Annotated in this window: 16 protein-coding genes; 7 read left to right on the forward strand and 9 right to left on the reverse strand. The window is 42.3% G+C overall.

Annotated elements, in window-relative coordinates:
- Window positions 1-33 precede the first annotated feature (33 nt).
- Entirely contained in the window at window positions 34-1431 is a 1398-nt protein-coding gene (locus tag AC19MV_RS04380; protein ID WP_498305926.1) for a hypothetical protein, read from the reverse strand.
- A gap of 381 nt (window positions 1432-1812) precedes the next feature.
- On the opposite strand from AC19MV_RS04380, the gene AC19MV_RS04385 reads away from it, so the two are divergent.
- Window positions 1813-2646 carry a TIGR03899 family protein gene (locus AC19MV_RS04385; RefSeq protein WP_498305927.1) on the forward strand — a complete coding sequence of 278 codons (834 nt, stop codon included), beginning with the start codon at window positions 1813-1815 and terminating at the stop codon, window positions 2644-2646.
- On the opposite strand, the gene AC19MV_RS04390 is transcribed toward AC19MV_RS04385, so the two are convergent.
- The 4 genes from AC19MV_RS04390 to curA all read right to left on the reverse strand — a co-directional run bounded on the left by AC19MV_RS04390 (window position 2636) and on the right by curA (window position 5891).
- Window positions 2636-3241 (reverse strand): hypothetical protein, encoded by a 606-nt coding sequence (locus AC19MV_RS04390; RefSeq protein WP_432399172.1) that lies wholly within the window; start codon window positions 3239-3241, stop codon window positions 2636-2638. The genes AC19MV_RS04385 and AC19MV_RS04390 overlap by 11 nt on opposite strands.
- Before the next feature lie 176 nt (window positions 3242-3417).
- Window positions 3418-4032, reverse strand: a complete 615-nt coding sequence (locus tag AC19MV_RS04395) for a glutathione S-transferase family protein (RefSeq protein ID WP_498305928.1) — start codon at window positions 4030-4032, stop codon at window positions 3418-3420.
- 100 nt (window positions 4033-4132) lie between these two features.
- A complete protein-coding gene (locus tag AC19MV_RS04400; RefSeq protein WP_160053243.1) occupies window positions 4133-4810 on the reverse strand; it encodes a type 1 glutamine amidotransferase domain-containing protein in 678 nt (225 codons plus the stop codon).
- A 52-nt stretch (window positions 4811-4862) separates the two neighbouring features.
- Window positions 4863-5891, reverse strand: a complete 1029-nt coding sequence (gene curA, locus AC19MV_RS04405; protein WP_498305929.1) for an NADPH-dependent curcumin/dihydrocurcumin reductase — start codon at window positions 5889-5891, stop codon at window positions 4863-4865.
- Window positions 5892-6076: 185 nt separating this feature from the next.
- On the opposite strand from curA, the gene AC19MV_RS04410 reads away from it, so the two are divergent.
- Window positions 6077-6523, forward strand: a complete 447-nt coding sequence (locus tag AC19MV_RS04410) for a MarR family winged helix-turn-helix transcriptional regulator (protein WP_498305930.1) — start codon at window positions 6077-6079, stop codon at window positions 6521-6523.
- A 181-nt stretch (window positions 6524-6704) separates the two neighbouring features.
- Here the strand turns inward: AC19MV_RS04410 and AC19MV_RS04415 are convergent, their stop codons facing one another.
- Together AC19MV_RS04415 and AC19MV_RS04420 are read right to left on the reverse strand one after the other, a co-directional pair.
- On the reverse strand, window positions 6705-7688 hold the full coding sequence (locus tag AC19MV_RS04415) for a sensor domain-containing diguanylate cyclase (RefSeq protein WP_498305931.1): 984 nt from the start codon (window positions 7686-7688) through the stop codon (window positions 6705-6707).
- 247 nt (window positions 7689-7935) lie between these two features.
- Window positions 7936-9240 (reverse strand): metal-dependent hydrolase family protein, encoded by a 1305-nt coding sequence (locus tag AC19MV_RS04420; RefSeq protein ID WP_498305932.1) that lies wholly within the window; start codon window positions 9238-9240, stop codon window positions 7936-7938.
- Window positions 9241-9382: 142 nt separating this feature from the next.
- Between AC19MV_RS04420 and AC19MV_RS04425 the strand changes: the two genes are divergently transcribed.
- The 4 genes from AC19MV_RS04425 (at window position 9383) to AC19MV_RS04440 (ending at window position 15894) form a co-directional block, all read left to right on the forward strand.
- On the forward strand, window positions 9383-10348 hold the full coding sequence (locus tag AC19MV_RS04425) for a 2-dehydropantoate 2-reductase (RefSeq protein WP_498305933.1): 966 nt from the start codon (window positions 9383-9385) through the stop codon (window positions 10346-10348).
- A gap of 166 nt (window positions 10349-10514) precedes the next feature.
- A complete protein-coding gene (locus AC19MV_RS04430) occupies window positions 10515-13808 on the forward strand; it encodes an nSTAND1 domain-containing NTPase (protein ID WP_498305934.1) in 3294 nt (1097 codons plus the stop codon).
- A 22-nt stretch (window positions 13809-13830) separates the two neighbouring features.
- Window positions 13831-14211: a DP-EP family protein gene (locus AC19MV_RS04435; protein ID WP_498305935.1), complete on the forward strand. Its 381-nt coding sequence runs from the start codon at window positions 13831-13833 to the stop codon at window positions 14209-14211.
- Between the two features lie 537 nt (window positions 14212-14748).
- A complete protein-coding gene (locus AC19MV_RS04440) occupies window positions 14749-15894 on the forward strand; it encodes a GGDEF domain-containing protein (RefSeq protein ID WP_498305936.1) in 1146 nt (381 codons plus the stop codon).
- Between the two features lie 66 nt (window positions 15895-15960).
- Here AC19MV_RS04440 and AC19MV_RS04445 read toward each other — a convergent pair whose 3' ends face one another.
- Together AC19MV_RS04445 and AC19MV_RS04450 are read right to left on the reverse strand one after the other, a co-directional pair.
- Window positions 15961-17118, reverse strand: a complete 1158-nt coding sequence (locus tag AC19MV_RS04445) for an alkane 1-monooxygenase (RefSeq protein WP_498305937.1) — start codon at window positions 17116-17118, stop codon at window positions 15961-15963.
- 10 nt (window positions 17119-17128) lie between these two features.
- Window positions 17129-17458, reverse strand: a complete 330-nt coding sequence (locus AC19MV_RS04450) for a 2Fe-2S iron-sulfur cluster-binding protein (protein ID WP_498305938.1) — start codon at window positions 17456-17458, stop codon at window positions 17129-17131.
- Between the two features lie 409 nt (window positions 17459-17867).
- Here AC19MV_RS04450 and AC19MV_RS04455 point away from each other — a divergent pair, with 409 nt between their 5' ends.
- Entirely contained in the window at window positions 17868-18902 is a 1035-nt protein-coding gene (locus tag AC19MV_RS04455) for an AraC family transcriptional regulator (protein WP_498305939.1), read from the forward strand.
- The last annotated feature ends 29 nt before the right edge of the window (window positions 18903-18931 follow it).

Raw genomic sequence — 18931 nt, forward strand, 5'->3', positions numbered from 1 at the left:
TCCATGTAAAAAAATTAAAACAAATAAATAAATTTATAGCGAGAATTGATATCCCACACCCAAAGCAAAAAAGTGAGTGTCTGGAATACTGGCAACAGCCACTTGGTGAACACCACCTTCGGCTTTAATCACAATCTCTGGGATAGGGGAATAGTTAACACCTACACTGCTCCAGGTGTTTTCATAACGTTTAGTTGCGGTGCCCGATTCAACGGCCATGAGTGGATTGGAATAATCAACATTGGCAAAAATAGTCATCGGAAGATCAAACCATTCGTCAAGCTTTACACCTGCCTCAACAAAGAACGACTGTGACTCTGAACCCAATTGGGCAAAGTTACCCGGTTGTAAGCCTGGGGTGGTTTTATTGGCTAGAGTGATCGCATCGGCGTTGTCTAACGTGCCATATAAATATTGACCGCGAAGTATCCAAGGTCCTTCAACAAATGCACCCGCAACAGAAACAATGCTTAGCGCACCATCAACATCTAACTTATTACTTTTATGTCGATTACCACTGGTATTGCCATAGTAATAAGCCACACCAACAGCACTGCCGGTTTTAAAGTTGCCGTAATCAAGACGACCTGCAAACGCTAGGTCATCGGTATTGACTTCCTCAAAGCGTTTTTGATGACCAGATGCCACCCAATCATAAGTACGGAAATACTCCGAATTTAAGCCACTCACAACTTGGGCTTGATAATGAAAATCTGAAATTTCACCATAAACACCAATACCATTTTCATTCCAAACGGTTGGCATCATTGCAGCCTCACTCTTATGGCGCTGCACGGTTAAATATTGGTTCGGCTTGTGTAAAATGCTTGATAGGCCAATTGGCAAATGAATATTACCGAACTTAACGCCAAATGCTTTGCTAGGACGGTAGCGAATTTCCGCTTTTTCAACGAGCACTTCGCCGCCCGCCTCAACTTCAGACTCAAACTCGCCAAACTCATCAAAACCGTCATATTCTAATGCTGTACCTGTGCCACCGTGCTCATACTCAATTTCAACTTCCATGCTCCAATCATCACTAAATTGATAACCAAACTCGGTGACAATACGCTCTAAATCCGTGCGATTACGTCGCTCACCTGACGTATCTTGAACGTTATCGAAATACTCATCACTGGTGTAATTCGCGGTACCATAAGATTTGAAGCTAAAACGACTTAAGCGATCATCGGCTTTACTGGCATGATCTGAAACTAGATTAACTTGCTTAACGACTTCAACATTATTTTGCTGCTGTTGTTTTTGCTCAGCAGCGAGTATGGCCAATTGCTGTTTAAGTAACGTAATTTCAGCTTCTTGCTTGGCTATCGCTTTAGCTAACGCCTCAGGATCTGTTGCGGCTTGTGCATTAGTCATTAAACCTAATATGCCCGCGACAGAGACAGTCAGTAAGGTTAACTTTTGATTCATTTATCTCTCCAACAAAACGCACAATGCGCTAACAATCTCGAAAAACTTCACACAACAATATACGAATTGATAACCATTCGCATTAAAATTTACATTTGCGTTTACTTTGTAAGGATTATTATAGACTCAGTATCACTGTTTATTATTTCGTCTAATTATATTTTTGATATGATGATTAAGTGTGAAACGTGAGGCTGCGAGAGTCTGGATTATCGCGATTGAATAACAGATCTATTGGGTTGGAAATGAGATAAATATAAGGCATAGTAAAACTCTTCATCAGGCTTTACATTACATTGATATGCCATCGATAAATTCACTTTAAACAGTGCTTTTATTAGATTTTGTTAACATCATATTTCGAAAATTTTTAGGATAACTATGGCTGATACAGATGTAATCGATGTACAGGATGATCAAAACCAAGTATCGGCGCGAAAAAAAGCCTTGTTACTCGGGCGCGTAATCGGTTTAGCCAGCGAAGATGATTATCGTCCATCATCGGCATCAGTAGCGGAACGTGCAGATCATCGTCAGCGCAAGCAGCTCAGCCAACATCAAACTAATCTTGAAAGCATATTTGCATTAGCACTCAATTACACTCCGTCCGATGTCACAGGCGTCGAGCTAGATCCTGACTGGCGTTATCAATTTTTTCAAATGGCTGAGCAAATTCATAACCGTAAAATGCAAGATTTATGGGCGCGGATTTTAGCCAGTGAAATTGTCAATCCTGGTAATTTTAGTTTGCGAACCTTGGCGGTGCTAAAACAACTGACATTGCGGGAAGCGCAAATATTTGAAAAAGCACTAGGCATGTCGGTAAAAATTAACGCCGAACCTAGATTCAAGTTATTTAGTGGTTATCGCCTTAACGGTGGGCTTAATCAATACTTTAGAAAGCACAGCCATACCAACTTTGGTTTGTCTCAGTTTGGCTTACCTTATTCGAATATTTTAACTTTAGTTGATGCGGGGATTTTACATAAAAGCGAGTTTGAAACCGGTTTACTAAACCGCAATGAAGATATCCAATTAGCCTTGTGCCATGCCAATATCAGCTTAAAACCCAAAGGTCAGCATTTACTGTTTACTTATTATCGATTTACTACTGTGGGTGATGAGCTTTGCCAGTTAATTCAAGCTAAAAATGATCTTGAATTTATTAATGCTATTAAAGTGATGTTAGCTAAAGACTTTACCATTAACGGTTAATATCTTCATAAAGATGAGCGTATTGAGCTTTGTGTTGGTTAAATAAAAACTGTCTCAGCATTAGGCGTGATTCACCTTCCGCGCTAATTTTAGCCGCCATTACCCCGTTTTCCGTTCTAACAGGTTCAAACTCCATCTCAACATGGGTGCCATTAGGTAATATAAGCTGAGTAAGACGCGGGGTTTTGGTGTCGAGCTCTTGCGGGACTTTGATGGTGATTCCAGAACTGGATAAAGACAACACCTCAACAAATTTAGCCGTTTGCCTGTCAATAACTCGTACATCTTTTAAGTTATCCATGCGCCAGCTTCTCTCACCACCTCGCATATCGATAACTTCTGGTGTGCCAAGCTCTGGCGTAAACTGACCTAATTCATCTTGCTTTAGTTGCAGTGGAAACCACAAACGGTAATAGCTTATTTCAGCCAATAGTGTGAGCTTTGCATTTCCCAAAATATGCGACAGTACCTGCGGGATTTCAGTGGCCACACTGAGTGAATGTCTAGAAAAAGCATTATCTTCGGAATCGGCAGATGACTTTGGCGAAAATACATCGCTAAAGTACGCTAACTCTTCATTAGATAAAGTAGACATAAATAATCCTATACAAAAATCTTACCAATTATTTTTTATTCTAACACCTTAGTATGATGCTGAACAAACTTTGCTCAATAACTTTACCGGTATTTACTGTGTAACGAGTTTGTTTGTTTTTTATACGCATTAAAAAGGCGAATCGAGTTCGCCTTTTTCATCTTGCCAATATGTGATTAATTATCGGCTTCGATTCTCAAGGCTTTCTTAAACGCTTCATGAGTCAATAATTGTTGATAATACTTAGCAATATTAGGGTATTTTTCAAACTCACCATTTTGACCGACTAATTCGGCAATAAACGACATCATGATGTCGGCACCGCTGAGACTATCGCCCACAAGATAACGTTTGCCTTCTAATCGGTCATTTACATAGCTGATGACTTTTGCGGTTTCTGCATCAGCATATTGGCCAATAAAACGGGTATCGGCCCCTTCCATTTTGACAAAAATTTTCAATAATAATGGTAAGGCAGCAGAACTCTCAGCAAAGTGCATCCATTGCAGATAATCGATGTAATCAGCACTGCCAACCTTAGGCATAAGCTTATCTGCACCGTAGGTTTGAATAAGGTATTCGGTGATCGCTCCCGATTCTGCAATGGTAAACTCACTGGTTTCTAATACTGGTGATTTGCCTAACGGATGGATTTTTTTCAGTGCTGCAGGCGCTAAAAAAGTAGTCGCGTCGCGCTGGTAAGCCACTAATTCATACTCAACGCCCAGCTCTTCAAGTAACCAAATAATGCGTTTTGAACGTGATTTGTTTAGGTGATGTAGTTTAATCATTAAGCCATCCTTTTCAATTTTTTAAACAATAAGCCCCATGATCAATCACAGGGCTTATCATTACTTCAGCGTAAACGAGCCAAGCTGAAGTCAATTAATATTAACTCAATAGTGCTAACATTTTTTCAGCAACCAACTCTGATGATGCAGGGTTTTGCCCAGTAATCAATTTACCGTCTACAACCGCATACGGGTGCCAATCTTCACCTTTTGAGTATGTGGCACCATTTTGCTGCAGCATGTCTTCCACTAAAAACGGTACAACGTTAGTTAATTGTACGGCTTCTTCTTCACCGTTGGTAAAGCCAGTAACATTTTTACCGGCCACTAATGGCGAACCATCTGGCTTTTTAGGGTATTTCAGTACGCCTGGAGCATGACAAACTAGGCCTAATAACTTGTCTGTTTTATAACACGCTTCAATCAACGCAATTGAGTCTTTGTCGTTGGTTAAATCCCACAACGGGCCATGACCACCTGGATAAAACACGGCGTCATATTCTGCAACGTTAATTGACGCTAGCTTATGAGTATTGGCTAACAATGCCTGAGCTTGCTCATCGGCAGTAAAGCGGCGAGTAGAGTCTGTTTGAAAATCTTCTTTATCGCTCGTTGGGTCTAATGGTGGTAACCCCCCTTTTGGTGAAGCTAAAACAATCTCAACACCTTTATCGATAAAAGCGTAATAAGGTGCGGCAAGTTCTTCTAGCCAAAAACCGGTTTTATGACCCGTGTCGCCAAGTTCATCGTGCGACGTTAATACCATTAATACTTTCATGTTAAACCCTTAATTTATTAAAAATCATCTGTGTGAACATTGAACATAATCGTTAAAGCGGATCGTTCACCTTAATCACAAGCTTGCCAAAGTTTTCACCTTTTAGTAGGCCAATAAAGGCCGATGGCATCTTGTCGAGACCGTCTACAACCTGTTCACGGTATTGTATTTTTCCGTCGTTAAGCCATTGCCCCATGTCTTGCGCAAACTCAGGGTAGCGATGACCATAATCGTCAAAAATAATAAAGCCCTGCATTTTAATGCGCTTAACTAATAAGGTGCCCATTAACAGTGATAAACGATCTGGGCCTGCTGGTAATGATGTGGCGTTATATTGTGAAATCAAACCACACACAGGCACTCGAGCACCGGTATTTAACAGCGGCATCACAGCGTCAAACACTTTACCGCCCACATTTTCAAAATACACATCGATGCCGTTATCACACACTGCCGCTAACTGTTGTTCAAAATCAGCCGCTTTGTGGTCAATACACGCATCAAACCCAAGCGTGTTTACCGCAAAGTCGCACTTGTCAGTACCACCTGCAATACCTACCACTTTACAGCCTTTAAGCTTAGCGATTTGTCCTACCGTAGCCCCAACAGGGCCGGTTGCCGCGGCAACAACAATGGTTTCACCCGCTTTAGGCGCACCAATATCTAATAAACCCATATAAGCAGTAAAACCAGGCATGCCCATAATGCCCAACGCATAAGAAGGGTTACTTGGATTCTGGCCTAAGTTCATTAAGCCTTCGCCATTAGAGACACTGTAATCTTGCCAACCGCCATAGGCTAATACCCAATCACCGACTTGATAATCAGCATGATTTGATACCTCAACTTGCGCAACACAAGCGCCGACCATAACATCATTAATCGCTACTGGCTCGGCGTATGATTTAGCATCATTCATCCGTCCACGCATATAAGGATCAAGTGATAAATATACCGCGCGCAGTAATACCTCTCCTGCACCGGCAAGCGGTTTGCTAACGGTTTCGAGCTTAAAATTACTGGCGACGGGTTCACCCTGAGGGCGACTTGCTAATACAATACGGCGATTTTGACTGTTCATCGTGCATCCTTCATCTTTGTTGAACCATAAATGGTATAAAAAACCAACAAGGCTTTGTTGTATATGCAAGTATGCTGTTATAATTCAATACTGTGCCAAAACAGCCAGGCCATGTTGTACGTTTATTTTCTATGGATTGATCACATCACTGTGAGCAATCATTTTGCTAAATCGAGTACCCGATAATGACTAAACACACCCCGATAAAACTCGATAATCAATTGTGCTTCTCGGTTTACTCAACCTCGTTGGCCATTATCCAACTGTATAAACCACTACTTGAGTCGATTGGGCTGACTTACACCCAATACCTCATTATGCTGATCATGTGGGAACAGGACGGATTAAGCTTAAAAAATGTCGCCTCTCGTTTAGGCCAACAATCTGGGGCGCTCACGCCTGTCATTAAACGTCTTGAATCCGATGGTTTACTTAAACGCATTCGCGACCCATTAGATGAACGTATGCTGTGCATGCAATTAACCGATAAAGGCCAGCAATTACAATTACAAGCTCAACATGTTCATGACTGCATTATTGAACAATGCGGTATCAACCTCACTGAAATAACAGAGCTTAAAGATCAACTCGATCAATTCAGAACGAAGCTTCCTACTCATATTGACTTTTAAACGGTTAAAAATCGCTACGGCGCTTTAGCGTTGACTATCGCGAATTCTCACACCCCAATCTCAATAAGCACTCAATAAGCACTCAATAAGCACATGATAATTGCAATAACTAATTGCGCACAACTTAAATTAACAAATTTTAAGAATTAATTAAACCCCATTCCAGTTTTAGTTCACCTACCTAAGCAACATTAACGCTATTTCGTCCAACATGTTTCGATGAATATAGCGCTTTATCTGCACGTACAAACATATCTGCAAACGATCGATCTTTTACTTGTATAGATGCGACCCCAATACTAATTGTGATACCGGGTAACGCTTCGTCATTAAGCATTGTGGAATGCTTACCGATTTGCTGTGCAAGCCTTAATCGCTCTGCAAGCTTAAACGCCGAATCGATATCGGTATCGGGCAATAAAATCGCAAACTCCTCACCGCCAATCCGCGCCAGAATGTCTGCCTCACGGATATGCTCATCACAAACAGCAGCGACTCGCTTAATCACTTCATCCCCCACTAAGTGGCCATAGGTATCGTTAACGTTTTTGAATAAGTCGATGTCGATAATCATCAAAGATAACGAGTTAAAATAACGCATTGCTCGAGAAAATTCATGTTCGCTAAATGCATTAAATGAGCGACGATTATACAAATCAGTGAGTGGATCGCTATTGGCGAGTTGTTCGAGTTCGGAACGTAAATTGAATTCTTCTGTAATATCTGTCGAAATACCAATTAAGCCAATCAACTTGCCTTTTTTGTCATATAAGGGCTGTTTTACTTCATGGTAAACATTATGAAGGCCATCGGTATCAACCATAATGTCGTCTGCCATTTTTCGTTTGAGCGATAACACTTTATGGTCATTTTTCAACAAAACATCGGCAACAATGGGTGAAAAATATTGGCTATCGGTTGTGCCCTTTAACTGTTCTTGGCTAATCCCAAAATAGTCTAAAGTGAGTTGGTTACCATAAACATAACGGCAATTGACATCTTTAACGTAGATATATGCGCCAACTTGATTGAGGATTTGTTCGTAGGAATTTAGCAGTTGTTTTTTTGTTTGCGCTTTACGATACACAGCCAAATTGACAAGTATAAGCAAGGCAATAAAGCCTAGTAGTACCGTCACTATCAACGCGATATTATCAATCGGCATGAGCATTCCTTAGCATTAATCCACATCCATGTGCTTTACTATTTAATCACAACATCTGCAGTTGTTCTGTTTTGATTAAATAGTAAATAGTACTGTATAAACAGCATTGGCAAGTATGTGAAAACAGCCCGCAAAAATCAAACAAATAATGAACCTAATGAATAAATAATGAATAACTTTCTTCGAAATCACATAACGTTAAGGCAGTATGCTTATTAAAACGCCGTACTGCCGCAACAACATAGCATCAGCGTTTATAAATAACTCCGGCTTTCATCACAAAAGGCACATCAAGTAACGTATCAATGTGTTTAAGCGGGCTTGCGTTAAGCGCAATGATGTCGGCTTGTTTCCCCTTCTCTAATGACCCTAATGAATCAGACATATCAATCAACTTAGCGGCGTTAATGGTCGCGCTTTTTAAAATGTCGCTATTACGCATACCTGCTTGGCTCATTAACAGCGCTTCTTTGGCATTGTCGCCATGATGTGACACGCCGCTGTCGGTGCCATAAGCGATGTTGACTCCAGCTTTATAGGCAGCAGTGAAGTTTTTCATCATATCGCCGCCCACTCTTATGGCTTTTGCTTTTATCGCAGGCGACATAAAATCAGCGCCCGCAGCATTGGCCATTGCCACAACCGTATCACCGGCTAATAATGTGGGCACTAAATAAGCCCCACTTTGCTTCATCAGCTTAATACTTTCTTTATCGGCGTAACTGCCATGTTCAATGCTGTCCACGCCTGCACGTAATGCTGCATTAATGCCTTGTGCAGCATGAGCATGGCTGGCTACTTTACGCCCTAGAGCATGGGCCGTTTGAATCACTTCGCGTAGTTCATCATCATCCATTTGTTGGCCAGTACCTGTGTTGGTGTCTGATAACACTCCACCTGTAGAAGTAATCTTTATCACATCAGCACCAAATTTAATGGCTCGGCGAGTCGCACGGCGACAATCATACGGGCCGTCACAGATGGTTTTAGAGGTGAATTTGTCGAGCAAATCAGGGCTCATGCCATCTACGTCACCATGGCCACCGGTTACCGAGACGCCGCCCGACGCAATAATCCGCGGCCCATCAACCCACCCTTTGTTAATGCCATCGCGTAGTGCATAAATTTGTTCTGGTTTAGCGCCTAAATCTCGTACGGTAGTAAAGCCGGCTAATAACGTCTTTTTGGCAAAATAAGCACTGCGCATTGCCACATCGGCATCCGACATCCGCAATGCTTCGCTGTCATTATTTGGCCCCAGTTCACCTTGTAAGTGCACATGCATATCCATTAATCCGGGCATTACAAATTGTTTTTTTAAGTCGACAATTTCAATTGTGTCTTGCGCTGTGGCGAGCGGCCCTGCGCCGTAGCCTTTCTCAATCGAAGTAATCACACCATCGGTAATCACCAACGTGTGCTCAGTGAGTGGAGACTCACCGGCAAGGGTTAATAATGTGCCAGCATGGATCACTTTTATATCAGCAGCACTGACCTGTGCAGGTATAGCGATAGCGCTCAGGGCGAGTAAAGCAAAGGAATATTTTTTCATTTTATTTTTACCTTATTTTAAAGTTCTACACTGACAAAAAGGCTGATATGTTACAAGTGCTGATATGTTACAACAATTAACAAACATGGTTCGGTAAAGCTGAACCCAATAAAATAAAACAATAATAAAAAGAGAAAAATCAATGAGAATCGCTATTTTTGGTGCAGGATCGACAGGCTGTTATCTTGCTGGACAACTGTGTTTATCAGGATTTGATGTTAGCCTCATTTGCAGACCGACAATTAAGCAAACCATCCTCGCAAATAACGGCATCACCATGAGTGATTATCAAGGCTTTTTACAGACGGTGATGCCACAAACCATGATCACCGATATAGAACAAGCCCCAACAGCATATGCCGCATTTGATGTGGTATTTGTCACGTTGAAATGCCATCAAGTTTCCAGTATTACCAATACCTTAATCGCAATCACTCACAGCAACAGCAGCATTATTTTTATGCAAAATGGTCTCGGCAGTTTCGATACCATCACAGATGCCCTGAGTCACTGTAACTTACTGCAAGGCATCACGCCTTTTAATGTGTTGCAACAACCCAATGGGCGCTTTCATAAAGGCACTGAAGGCGTATTTACCTTACAGCAAAATGAACATACCCAAACGATACAAACCGCAATGCAGGCTCAAGGTTTTGGCTGTGACTTACACCAAGACATGACACCAGTAATTTACGGTAAACTATTGTTAAACCTTAACAATGCATTAAATGCCATAACCGACCTACCGATTAAACAACAACTCAGCCAGCGTGACAGTCGCCGTCAACTAGCCGGTGCCATGACAGAATGGCTCAACGTATGCCAGGCGGCCAATATCACGTTACATCAATACACTAAAGTGAAACCCCAATGGTTGCCGGTCATATTATCGTTACCCAATATGTTATTTACCCTGCTGGCTAAACAAATGCTCGACATTGACCCACAAGCCCGCTCATCAATGTGGGAAGACATCCAAGCTAAACGTAAAACCGAAATCGAATTTATCAACGGTGCGGTAGTGCGTTTGGGGCAACAATATGGCGTAAAAACCCCTATCAATAACGCCATCGTTACCAAAATTAATCAATTAGAACAATTAGTTTAACCAGATATCATACTCAATACATCAGTCGATACGAGTGGAAAGCTAAGATACAATTTAGCCACAACCATTATAATGGCTGACTTATTATCACAATAACGTGATAACCCATAAGATGTTGGGTTGCAGAGTCATTTAAGGCCTGTTTAATTTGATCAATGGATAACACATGAGCGACAACACTTTCTTTTTTGGCGATTGGCAAGTTAATCCACAAAGCAATAGTATTCAGTCGGGTGACATAATCAGCACCCTCGAACCTAAAGCCATGGACGTATTAAAACTACTGTGCCAACACCAGGGAGAGGTGCTCACCCCTGACGATATTATTCGTCAATGTTGGGGAGACATTGCCATTGGTGATAATCCACTGCATAAGGTCATAACCCAACTGCGTAAAGCTTTGGGCGATCAGGCATCAAACCCCAGTTACATTGAAACCATCCGCAAACGCGGTTACCGCACCCTTGCAAAAGTTGAGTTCCCCATTGGGCACCACACCCGAGTTACAAAAGAGCCCTGGCAAGGTCAATCGCCCTTTCCTGGTTTACGTGCCTTTGAAGCAAACGATGCTAACGTGTTTTTTGGCCGTGGTGAGCAAGTAGACACCTTACTCAATCGTATTTCTAAACAAATTCAATTCGGTCGTGCATTTTGCTTAGTGCTTGGCCCAAGTGGTACGGGTAAATCGTCGTTAATTAATGCGGGGGTGATCCCTAACCTCAAAAGTGCCAGCGGCTTTAACGGCGTAGGGGTACTCGATTATGCCAGCCTGGACTTAGCCGATGTCATCCAGGACCGCCTGCTTATTGATATTGCCGGCGCCATGCTCGACTGGGAAATTAACGATATTCCAGTGTTTAACCAGTTAAGCGCACAACAACTTGCCATGCAGCTAATGCAAGATATACCTAACGTTATCGACCAATGCCAACAGGCCATAACCGCAGCCAAAACGAGCCATCAATATAGCCAACCGCAATTTTGTTTATTTATCGACCGCTTAGAAGTGCTGCTGTCATCACCTATTTATAGCGAACAGCAACGCACAGAGATTCTCGATGTGCTCGAAGCATTAGCAACATCAGGATCAGTACTGATTATCAGCGCCTGTCGTAATGACTTTTACCCCCAGGTGGTCAGCCACCCAAGCTTAATGGCAGGTAAAGCCAACGGTTCACACTTTGATTTGTCGACACCAAGCCGAACCGAACTCATGCAAATGATCCGTTTACCCGCCAATGCCGCTAACCTCACATGGTCAGTTGATCCCAATACCGCCATGCCACTTGATGAACTGCTTTGTAGTGACGCCGCATCAAACCCAGATGCACTGCCCATGTTGCAATACACCTTAGAGGCGCTATACCTCAAGCGCGATGAAAATGACCAGCTTTTAGTGTCTGAATATCATTCTCTTGGCGGCTTAGAAGGGGCTATTGGTAAAAATGCCGAGCAAGTGCTTGCAAGGTTAAATGAAGCAGAACGTACTGCGTTACCTAACGTGTTATCGATGTTAATCACTTTATCCGAAGACGAAAAGTCATTGACCAGCCGCGCAGCTAATTGGGAAGGATTAAAAAATGAAGCAGAACAAAATCTCGTTAAAGCCATGGTCGACAACCGCTTGTTTGTCTCGCATCTACAATACGATAAAGCCTGTTTCAGTATTGCTCACGAGGCCTTATTAAGGCGCTGGCCGCGAGCAACCCAATGGATAAACGAGCATAAAGACAGCTTAGCGATTAAAAGCCGCTTACAGCATCAAACACAACGTTGGTTAACGGAGTCAAAAAGCCCCGCCTATTTACTCACCGAAGGGAAACCCTTAATTGAGGCACAAAGCTTAGTCACTAATCCGTTATTTATGATCGATCCACACGAAGCGGCGCTGATCCAAGCGTCCACCAAACAGGCCAATGCCGGCCGTTGGCGTCGCCGTTTGACTATGCTCACCTTGGTCACCTTAACCGTTATTGCTGTTGCCATGAGCGTTCGCAGTATTGAGGCCGAAAACCAAGCACAACAAAAACGCCTGGCGGCAGAAAACTTACTCGGTTTTATGGTGGGAGAATTCGCCGACAAAATGCGCGGTATTGGTCGCATGGACTTGCTCGATGGGATCAGTAATAAAGCATTAGAATATTTCAGCGACTTTTCGGCCGACGATGCCAGCTATTTAAGCTTTGAAGCGCAGTTTCAACACAGCCAAACCTTAGAGGCCATGGGCGAAGTGGCCTACTCCCGCGGCAATACCGACGAAGCCCACAGCGCCTTAATTGCCGCCCAACAGCGCATGCTGCCGTTACTCGAAAAACAACCGCAAAACCTCAGTTTACTTAAAACTTTAGGGGCCAATGCTTTTTGGCTCGGCCAGCTTGAATACGATAAAAGTGATTGGGCTGCAACGCAGCCTTGGTTCGAACAATATTTAACATACAGCCAAGCCATGTATCAATACGCGCCAAACGATGACGATGCCATTATGGAGTTGTCGTACGCACAAAACTCTCTTGGCTCGACACACATGAAGCAACAAAACTTTGCTGCTGCACGAGTGGCATTTGAGCAATCATTGCTGTTAAAACTAAAAATATGGTTTAAAGATCAAACTAATAGCCAGCTAATTGCTGATATAGCAGATACACGTTCATGGCTTGCCAGCGCCGCCTCTGCTCAAGGCGACATTACCGCGGCAATACAAATACATCAGGATATTCAGCAACAGTTGGCCAATAAAGCATTAGAAAAACAGCCTTATTTACTTTATAGGCTGTCGAGTAGCTACCAATTACTGGCTAATTTATTAAGTTACCAAGGCCAGCGACAACCTGCCGTTGAAAAAACAAAACTTAGTTTAGTGACGATTACTGACGCACTAAAACAAGACCCTGAGAATGATATTTGGAAGATCCAACAATATTATACTTACCTTGATCTATTAGTATTTAGTTCTGAACCCATCGAACATACAATGAAACAGAGCATTGAATCTTTAGCAACCATGCTTACTGAGAATGCTATCTTGGCAACCTCCAGTAAAAATAATCATCTACGTGCAAAATATCAGCTGGCTGCAGCAAATTATTTAGCGTCACGAGGGCTGCTTTCAGAAAGCCTTGTTTATGCGCGTCAGGCAATATCCTCTTTTAGCAAGCTAACCACTGAGTTTAAGCAAAGTTCACTTTATGTGGCGAATTTAACTCAAAGCAATATGTTAGCGGCGTCATTACTGGCTTCCCTAGGCCAGCCACAACAAGTTGTCACCTTGTGTCGGCAATCTAAAAGTCTGATAGCAACTATTGTTGAAAAAAATAACGACCCACAATTTACAATTCCTTATGCTCAAGCTCTCGATTGCCTTGGCGAATTGAATCAGCATCCTGATTTGTTACAGCTGTTAGATAAATCGGCAATAACCAATTATAGATTTACCACAGCACCGAAAACCCTAAAACCTTAAACTAACAAAAATGGACAACACAATGACAAGTACTGAAGGCCAAGCAACATTTATTAATGTGATAGTGACTCTAGACAATAAAGGTGAGCCTGAATTTGCTTACACTAACCTCGATGGCACGCCTTTATGCGGCAATGTGGTAGTGACTCAATTAGGTACTATTTCATACCAATTGATTGACCATACCGACAAGGGCCTCAAATTTGTCGGTGCTGCTTTCATTACTCCTTTTGACCATATAATTGATGCAACGACTATCAGCAGCGATGGCAGCTTACTCCAATTAACTGACTTAGATGAAGTATCAGGAAGCACTCAATTCCAGTTTGTGCTATCAAATAACACCAATACCTTAATGCTACTAAGTCCAGACCCACAAGTTATCAATCGTCCAGAAAATTAATTTTCTTGATCAAAAAAGCTCAGGGATTTCCCTGAGCTTTCTGTTATCGATAAACGGCAAAATAGTTTACCGTAACATCTCAAGAACACTCACATCTGCCCACCCATTAACACACTCGAACACGATAAAACGAGCTCAATAGCGAACAACTTTATTGCACAAAACTCAGTCTAAAAATAAATCCATACAGCTTTACGCTTGTAGCAAACACATTTCGAATCAGTAATCATTAACCCTAAAAAAACGCTATAAACCCCAACGTTTAACCAACCGATGAGCACACCAAACAGACCATTTCCACTCATAAATGGATAGATGCTCTATCAACCAAAACCCAAATACCAAACAAAACTTCACCCTCAAACAGCAAACACCAGTGAATACGAACAAATTCACACAATAAGAAGCCACTTTAAAAACTATTAAATCAACAAGTTAAAATCAGAAGATTACCGAAAGGTTAAAAACCGCTATTACTAATAGAGTGTTTGACATCAACAAGGGGTTACCAATACCAAACGCTTAAGGGAATGCACCATGTTTACCAATGATAAATTAACTGAACTCAATGACACGATTTCTCGTGTGACTAAATTAACAGACTCATTCGCTAAATTTCCCAGCGCGATTAAAATACCATTGCGAGTTGAGGCTGAACCACAATCCAACTCATCAGCAACAGATGTCATTTTTGATACCACTTTTAATGCAACTTCTGATGCCACTTCAGCAAGTCATAATGGCAAAATGGCAGTAGCAGATAACCTACAAATTAGCACCTTGCTCAATGTGATTACGGCAATTTCAGAAGCGATTTTTGTGATTAACTCTGCGGGTGTGATTGAGATGATTAATCCGTTAGGCGCTAAATTATTCGGTGCCCCAGCCGAAATGTTAATCGGTCAAACCTGGACCGATTATCTGCAAAGTCCTTTTAAAGATGAGTATCAATCTTTATTTACCTTGTGGAACAGCATCAGCAATGAAGCCAATAAAGTGACTCAGTTTAATCATGGCCCTAAAGAAATTATCATAAATCGTGCCGACAGTACGTTGCTCGAAGCAGACTTATCCTTGTCATGTTTACCGTCAATGCGGATAGGGTCTGAACCGTTATTTATTGGCATCATGCATAACCTCACTACCCATAAAGCCGAGTACAACAAACTGCGCCACTTAGCGCATACCGACAAATTAACCGGCCTTGCCAATCGCCACGCTTTTGATGATGCCCTGCAAACTAACTGGAACGACAGCATTAACCACGATCAACCACTGTGTTTAATCATTATCGATGTCGATTACTTTAAAATGTTTAATGACCAATATGGCCATGTTAACGGTGATAAATGTTTGCAAAAAATTGCTCAAGTACTGACAGAGGTTCTCCCCTCTAACAATGCGATGGCTGCCCGATTTGGCGGGGAAGAGTTTGTGGTCATTTTACCTAACAGTAATCCGCTCATTGCGGAATATATAGCAAGACAAATTCAACAAAGGGTTAATCAGTTAACCTTTACCGATATCGGGTTACCCGCACAAACCAAAATCAGTGTCAGCCAGGGTATTGCGTGTGAGCGCAGTGGCCAATACCGCACCCCAACAGCACTGATTTGCGCCGCAGACACAGCACTTTACCGTGCAAAATCAACAGGCCGTAACCGCATCAATATGAGTAGTTAACATACCCAATCGACCTGAAAATGCATGTTTCAAAGCGGCTTCAAGTCAAACCGCCACAAAAAAGTATTAAGCACACGTTTGGTAAGCTGCAATCCCACTTTTTTGATTAGCTTGCTGGGCCATTTGATATTCAGCTGGTGTGGCAAAATGTGCATCCCAATGTTGTAATTTAGGCAGCATAAGTCGATGCCATAGTGGCGGAATGAGGGTTAATACAAAGGTGCTAAGGTATCCACCAATCATTTGTGGTGCATTGGGATAAGGTGCTAATTGATGGTAAGGCAGTTGCCCTTGAGCATGGTGATGAGAGTGCCGGGTTAAGTTAAACATGGCCCACGAGCTTACCCGCTTATTGGTATTCCAGGAGTGGTGAGGTTTTACTGGCGAATTAAGTTCGCGAACCAAACCATAATGCTCCATGTAATTGACGATCTCTAAGGTCGCTTTAGCCCATAATGCCATTAATACAAAAAAGCTTAATCCCTGCCAACCCGCAAGCCAAAATACCCACATCATAATAGCTAAGCTCATGGCGTAGCCTCGTAATGCTTTATTGTGCCAACTCCATACCGCAAGCTGTTTACGCATTAGCCTTTGCTGCTCAATGTGCCACGCACTTATATTGCCCTTAATGGTCGAAATAATAATATGGGCATAAACACCACGACCACGAGGTGCGGTCGCCGGATCGTTTAAAGTACTAACATATTTATGGTGGCCATACACATGTTCAATAGCAAAGTTTGCATCAAAACTAAATGCTAACAACCAACGCCCAATCAATAATGACACGGGGTCCCAAGTGCGATGCGTTAGCTCATGGCCAGTAATGGTTGCCATTACGCCAACCACTAAGCCTAAGTAAACCACCATCACACCATATTGAAATACACTCGTATTTTGACGCGCTTGCAAGGCATCATAGCCCGTTAAACTGTTTATCCATGCACCATATTGCCCGATATCTTGACTGGCAAACTGCCAGCAACACACAAACACCAATATCACGGTTAAAGGCAATGCCAACCATAACTGCCACGTCAATAAAGCCGGAAATCGATAGCTTGGTGTGTGCACGTCGTCACCAAATAAAATATCGCCACCTAAATACACGGCCACCCAAATAGCAAACCCAATACTGATGTACGACTCACCTAAGGTAATACTGACAATGGCAATAAGTGCCATAAGGTGAAACGACATAAACTTAAGATACTTAAACATGACAGTCTCCTCACTCTTGCGGCTCATCGGCCAACTGGCGTTGACGCAGATTAACCTTAATATTAACCGCAGATTTAGGCACGCTTTGACAGGCCAAAATCATGCCTTGAGCTATGGCCTTAGCTGACAATACATAAGCACTGTCGGTTAATTGCTTAACTTCACCAGACACTAACTGGCACCGACAAGCGCCACAACTGCCTACCTGGCAATGATGAGGAAAAGCAATATCGGCTGCCAATGCCGAGGCTAAAACGGTTTGTTTTACGCTGGCTTGCTCAACCACAATGGTGTCATTAATGGTTAAGCTCACAGCTTTAGCGGTAAACATTGACAACATAAGTAATCCTTTAAAGGTTAAAGGGTCACTTTACGTCAGCAGACAAAATAGAAAAGAGGGATAAATAGACATAAAGGGGTCATTAATAGACAAGCACTGGTAAATCCGTTACAACTGATGAATAGGATTGATATATACCCAAACAACCTGAAGATGCTCGATTTCAGCAAGAATTTACACGCGTTTAGACAAGGCATTGATTGCGGGTAATGGTTATTCCCTTTCCAAAATCAGCTAAATTAACAAAAGCCGCAGCATAAACGCGTGTAAAACTTGCCCTTTGGGAGTTTCACCGTGCTTCCACTACGTTGTTACGTTAATTTATAAGGTACCTACATTACCGCATTAACGCGCCTAGTATTGAAAACACGGTGAAGCTCTGAAACACGTCTCTTCAAGTTGATTGGGTATGAAAGCGATTGATAAGGATGCTATGCAGCCACTGCCGATTTTTTATTTAAACCAAGTTTATCAACAACTGCGTCAGTGGGGCTGTGATGTTAACATTTGGTTGGTGCATAACGGCATCACACTTGAGCAATTACAAGACCCACACTTTCAAGTAAGTTTTGATGATTATCAACGCCTAATAAATTCTGCTATTCATCTTTGCGCCAGACCAGAGCTCGGCTTGCATGTAGGCAATCGCATAGGCATTAACACTCATGGCATGATGGGTTTCGCCATGCTTAACAGCAGCACACTTAAACAAGCTATTGATACATTGAAGCAGTTTATTAACACCCGCACGCCACTGGTAAAGATTAATACCCACGAAACGGCCAACACTACGGTTGTAACCCTTGAGGAAATACACCCGCTGGGAATAATACGGCAACCCTATATGGATGCATTGCTGGTGACGATTGCCAAATTGCTACAACAACTCATGCCACAACTCACGCCGCTATCGACGCCGTTATGCCAAGTAAACCTCAGCTTTGCAGCGCCCACTTATTGGCAGCAATACGCGGAATTATTTAAAGTGCCGGTGCATTTTAATCAAGCCAACACCCAGTTAATATTAACTCAAGCATCAATGACACAACCTCTTGATATGGCCGACCCGGGTTCATTTATGCAAGCCAAACAATGGTGTATTAACGAACTTGAACAACTTAACGGCCAACAAAGTTTAAGTGATAAGGTGTATCAATATTTACTCCAAAGCCCAATACCATTACCAAGCTTAAGTGACACAGCGGCGCATTTTTACATGACGCCCCGTACTGTTCATCGCCATTTAAGCCAACAACAAAGTAGCTATAAGCAAATTGTCGCGTCGGTAAATCACCATATTTCGAAGCAATACTTGTCACAAACCAGTGGCAGTATTAAGCAGTTAGCTTATCAATTGGGTTATGTTGATGTGGCTAATTTTCGGCGGGCATTTAAACGCTGGCAAGGCACAACACCCAGTGAATATCGCCAACAACAAACCTAGGGTGTGTGTATTATATTAATGTACTATTA

It is taken from the genome of Shewanella sp. MF05913 (assembly GCF_059758095.1).